At 27.2% G+C, this 5,169-nt stretch carries 4 protein-coding genes; 2 read left to right on the top strand and 2 right to left on the bottom strand.

Features of this window, described 5'->3' with window-relative positions; translation table 11 throughout:
• Window positions 1–240 precede the first annotated feature (240 nt).
• Entirely contained in the window at window positions 241–1,884 is a 1,644-nt protein-coding gene (locus ACVC2P_RS06355; protein WP_452597640.1) for a MutS-related protein, read from the top strand.
• A 50-nt stretch (window positions 1,885–1,934) separates the two neighbouring features.
• Complete coding sequence (locus tag ACVC2P_RS06360) at window positions 1,935–2,423, top strand: hypothetical protein (RefSeq protein ID WP_452597641.1); 489 nt, start codon at window positions 1,935–1,937, stop codon at window positions 2,421–2,423.
• A 7-nt stretch (window positions 2,424–2,430) separates the two neighbouring features.
• Here the strand turns inward: ACVC2P_RS06360 and ACVC2P_RS06365 are convergent, their stop codons facing one another.
• The gene (locus tag ACVC2P_RS06365; protein ID WP_452597642.1) at window positions 2,431–3,384 is read right to left on the bottom strand and encodes a bifunctional helix-turn-helix transcriptional regulator/GNAT family N-acetyltransferase; all 954 of its coding nucleotides are present in this window, start codon (window positions 3,382–3,384) and stop codon (window positions 2,431–2,433) included.
• A 602-nt stretch (window positions 3,385–3,986) separates the two neighbouring features.
• Window positions 3,987–5,009 carry a formimidoylglutamase gene (locus ACVC2P_RS06370; RefSeq protein ID WP_452597643.1) on the bottom strand — a complete coding sequence of 341 codons (1,023 nt, stop codon included), beginning with the start codon at window positions 5,007–5,009 and terminating at the stop codon, window positions 3,987–3,989.
• Window positions 5,010–5,169 lie beyond the last annotated feature (160 nt).

Consider the following 5,169-nt stretch of genomic DNA (forward strand, 5'->3'; position numbering starts at 1 on the left):
GTACTAATCATTTTAAAATAAAAAGAGGTCATTTATTAGTGCTTAATAGTATTGCACTAGGTATAGGTGTCTTTTTTTCAATATCTCTATTTCTATATAAGTATGCTTACTGGATTAAATAATTGTGGTTAATAAGTAAACTGTTTTTTGTAACAAACATTATTATATTAAGACCTATTAATAAATAGAGGTGAGTATGTTAACTGCACCTCTCTTTTATTAAAAAAAGCATCTTAAAATATGAATTGGATACTAGGTGTCTGTATAGTTTTAATTATTATTTTCTTATTAAATAATCGCTCAAAAAAAAGAAAGCTAGTAAAGCTTAAACATAGGTTATTAAAAGAATGGGGGAAACCTAAAACGGAAAGCTACTATAATTTTGATATTATTGGAGAATATTTCAATAATAATGAACACAAAGGCGAAGCCTTTCATCTCATTTCAGACAAAACTCAACAGGATTTAGACATAAATGAGATCTTTAAATTTATAGATAGAACTACTTCTAGAATAGGACAGCAATACCTTTATTTTAAATTAAGAACAATAGGTAATATTAAAGACTTATTAGCTTTTGATAAGTTAACAACAGTTTTTCTTCGAAATAAAAATATAAGAATAGAAAGCCAATTAGAACTCTCTAAATTAAATACACGTAATGCTTACGATTTAGAACGTTTAATACATGAAGATAAAATTGAGAAATCTAAATTATTATGGTTAGCCTATTCTTTAACTGTCGTTACACTGTTATTAATTGGCCTCGGGTTTTATTATCCAATAAGTTTTCTTTTTATAGTACCTATTTTTATTACGAATCTCATTTTACATTTTAGTAATAAAAACAATATAAACCATTATTTAAGTGGAATAAACCAAATATCTAGGGCGCTTGAAGTAGCAAAAAACCTTGCAAAATTTAAAGAAATAAAAGCGCACTATAATACCTTTCCATTTTTAAAGAAGATAGAAAGGATAAAGCTAAAAACAGAGTTTTTAGGCTTTAATGTAGATTTAAGTAATGAGTATATATTTGCAATATGGATGATGATAGAATCGTTTAAAATTCTATTTAATATTGAATATATTTTATTTAATAGTTTCCTAGACGATATAAAGAGTGAAAAACAAAGTATAGAAGCCTTATTTTTATTTATAGGAGAAATAGATGCTGCCATTTCTACTGCCTCATTAAAAAGCAGTGATGTAACATTATGTACCCCAGAGTTTATAAAGAGTAAAAAAATAAGCACAGAAAAGATAATACATCCATTAATTAAAAATTGTATTCCTAATAATTTAGAATTAAATAACAAAAGCATGTTACTTACAGGCTCTAACATGTCTGGAAAAACTACTTTTATTAGAACTGTAGCAGTAAATAGCATTTTGGCACAAACCTTAAACCTTTGTTTTGCTAAAGCGTATAAAGCACCATTTTTTAAAGTATATTCATCCATACGTATAACTGATGATTTGTTTGAAAATACCAGTTATTACCTAGAAGAAGTACTTACATTAAAAACGTTAATAGATGCATCACAAGAAGAGCCCCCATGTTTATTTGTTTTAGATGAAATTTTTAAAGGGACTAATACAGCAGAGCGCATTTCTGGAGGACAAGGTATTTTATCGTATTTAAATAAAGGAAATAATATCGTTTTTGTATCCACTCACGATATAGAATTAACCGAGTTATTAAAGAAAGAAAATTACGAGTTATTTCACTTTTGTGAAGATATTAATAAAACCAATTTAGTGTTTGATCATAAACTAAAAAAAGGAAAGCTAACAACGCGTAATGCTATTAAAATAATGGAATTATACAACTATCCAGAAGTCATTATCGAGCAAGCTAAACAAACACTAAAAACGGTTTAAATTATGTAACATTATCTATTGTTTACAGACCTATAAATAAAGGAATTATTATGGGGTTAATGGGATTTGGAATGGATAATAGAGTGCATAGAAAGAGGCCTAAAAAACCATATAAAATTTCTAATATAACTTCGTTTGTGCCGCTTCAAGGCTATTCGAGAAAATTTACATTGAAGAAAAATGAAAAAGAGAAAAGCCAACAAAAAGGAGCTTTAATACTTTTAATAGTACTAATAATAAGTTGTTTCTTTTTTATTGAAAGAAACAACTTTGTCAAATACCAAAAAGAACACAATGAATTAATGGATATACGTAAAGCCATTGATAATAATATTGCATTTCGATTTTTAATGGAATCTGGAATAAGTAGATTACATAATAATAACGTTTTAGGTGCTTATTCCGAATTTAAGTTAGCCTACAAAATTTATCCAGAGAATGAAAAACTAAAACAATTAATTATAGAAACAGCTAGTGTACTTTGCGCTAAAGAGGAAACCTATTGTAACGATTTAGATAATTACCTTACAGCAAATTAACTGTTAATTATAAAGGATATTCCATTTTAATATTACTGCGTTCGTAATGATTATTTTTTTCCAGAGGAACTTCTATAAAACCATACTTTCTGTATATATAAATGGCATTTTCTAAAATTGTACTAGAATACAGTAAAAGTTTGCTAAACTGATGCTGTTTTGCAAAATCTATACAATGTTGCATTAATTTTTGCCCTATTTTATGACCTCTGTGTTCAGGAGAAACAGCCATTTTTGTTAATTCGTAGCCATTTTCTACACCATCAATAGGCATTAAAGCAACAGTGCCAACAATTATATCATTTAGTTTGTAAAAAAAGATATAGCCACCTTTATCTATAATATATTTGCTAGGTTTGCTTAAAACTTCTTCATCAAACGGTTCCACATAAAAATAGGTTTTTAACCACTCTATATTTAAATTATAAAAGAATTTAGAGTATTCAGGTTTAAAGTTTATAATATTTAAGTCTTTCTGTGTGTTTGTTTCTACCATTTCAATTATAGTTTTACTAAAACTTTGAGTATTTAATTTGTCTTCAAGAGTATTTAAATGTTCTATTAAAGAGCAAGAACTTGTTAATGTATAATCTTTAATAACTGTATCTATACAATTCCAAAGCGGCTTTAGCTTTTGGATTAATACAACTCCTTTTTTAGATAATAAAACAATTTTCTTGCGTTTATCTATCTTATCACTTTTTATAATGACTAAGTCTTTTTTTATAAGCTTATTTATAGATTGCGTTATTGCCGGTTGCGATAAGTTTAGAGTATTTTTTATTTCGGTATTTGTAACTCCCTTTTTATTGGATATAATTTTAAAAACAGGAAATAAATAGGGATCAAAGTCTATTTTAAAAAAATCATACACTATCTGTGTTTCTTTCATTAAATAATCACTTAGTCTTTTTAATCTAGACCCCAAACCTAATTCTCCAAAACCTCTTAGTGCATCCATTAATATATGTGTTTATATAAGTGCTTATGTAAAATTAGTAAAAATAGAACGATATAAAAACAATTTTAATGTTTTTTTGAAATGAATTTATTTTGACTTCTTAGCTTTTACCAAGATGATAAGGAGCAAAAACGTCTCTATAAATGTGATACTTTTTGAAAGTTATAGCGATAGCTGGGAGTGAAAAAATAACAAAATGTGGGCGAATTTGAACCATTTTTAAAAAAATAGAAAAATCAAGATGAGTTCTAATAACAATTTTGTGTAAAATAGAGCAGAGGCCGATTGATTATATAAAAAAAGCATTCTTTATATACATCGCATAATAGATTTAGGGTGATCTAATTTGTGTGTATGATTTAAGAATGCTTTCTAATCAACCAAAATATAATAGCAAATGTTTCTTTCTAGGGACTTAAAAGTTTATTTTATGTTTCATTTACACCGTAAATTTATGGCAAATACCATAAACAATACAATGATACAAAAAATAAAATTAAAATATCGATGAAAAACATAAAAACAAGATGAAATGTATTGTTTGTAAGTTAAAACTCTAGTCAAAACATTGTATTTTAGTTTTTTAGGCGAAAAAACACGTTCTAATACTTAATATTACTTCTAATAAAATCTGTGATTAAATAACTTATAAGTTTACCAACTTGATTTGCTGTTTTTTTTGTAGGAGCAGCTTCACATATATGGATATAACTTACTTGCGGCGTGTTACCAAAATAGCTTACAAATTGCCTTGCTTTATCAACAGAAAAACCGCTTGGTGTTTTCGCACTACTAGGTATGTTTTGTATAGCATCGCAATCAATCTCTAATCCAAAGGGTTTAGATTTTATATGTTGTAAAGCACGTTGCATTTCTTTTTTAAACTTTAATTCTTTTCTAATGTCTATGGCCTCATAAGTATTATAGTCTAATGCATTTGTTGAATCTAAAACATCTATAATAGATTGAGAAGTATAGTTTTCATGCAAACCAAAAACAAAATAATTATTTAAAAAACCTTCTGTATAAGCGTACATAAAGCCATTACCACTATGTCTTCCTTCCTGTGCTCTAAAATCTGTGTGAGCATCAAAATTAATAGCATTAATAGCGTGTTTTTTAGCTAAAGAAGTTCCTTTTATGTTACCATAAGCATTATTATGACCGCCTCCAATAAGTATAGGTATTTTGCCTGCGCTAACAATATTGTAAACTATATCTGTTACCTGTTTATCTATGGTATCTACAAGTTGTCTTGCCTTACCAATATCTTTAGACTTATTTTGATTTAATGTAGAAAGTTGATTTAGCTCCTCTTCAAAATTTAAATGCCCAAGAAGTAATACTTTATTTGCATGTGTAAATACATTACTTTGCGTATTTAACAAAATTTTAATTGTTGCATCCCAAGCCTTTGAAGTTCCTGATTTTCCGTGGTTTGCGAATACACCTACGTCTTCTGGTAAACCAATAATGACATAGCGGACATCTAAATTTTTAATAGACTCGTATATGTTTGTGGTTGGAGGCAATAAAGTAATATGTTCACCAAATTTGCTTTCACCTTCTCGTTTGTTAAGTATTTTATTTACTTTCGAGGCATTAAATAAAATAAGTTTGTCCATATATTTTTAAATTAATTTAAAACGAAATAAAATTACAGATTTAATTTATTTTAGATGCAAAAAAACAAATATTAAAATAGAAATTGTATTTCCCCAAAAAACAAATAATTATGACGAACAACACAAAAAGTATAGGTTTAAAAATTGCTTTAGGTATAGC

This window comes from Pontimicrobium sp. MEBiC01747, assembly GCF_053601635.1.

Coding starts and splice junctions, on each gene's coding strand:
- ACVC2P_RS06355 (WP_452597640.1), top strand. CDS start 241: ATGAATTGGATACTAGGTGTCTGTATAGTTTTAATTATTATTTTCTTA.
- ACVC2P_RS06360 (WP_452597641.1), top strand. CDS start 1,935: ATGGGGTTAATGGGATTTGGAATGGATAATAGAGTGCATAGAAAGAGG.
- ACVC2P_RS06370 (WP_452597643.1), bottom strand. CDS start 5,009: ATGGACAAACTTATTTTATTTAATGCCTCGAAAGTAAATAAAATACTT.
- ACVC2P_RS06365 (WP_452597642.1), bottom strand. CDS start 3,384: ATGGATGCACTAAGAGGTTTTGGAGAATTAGGTTTGGGGTCTAGATTA.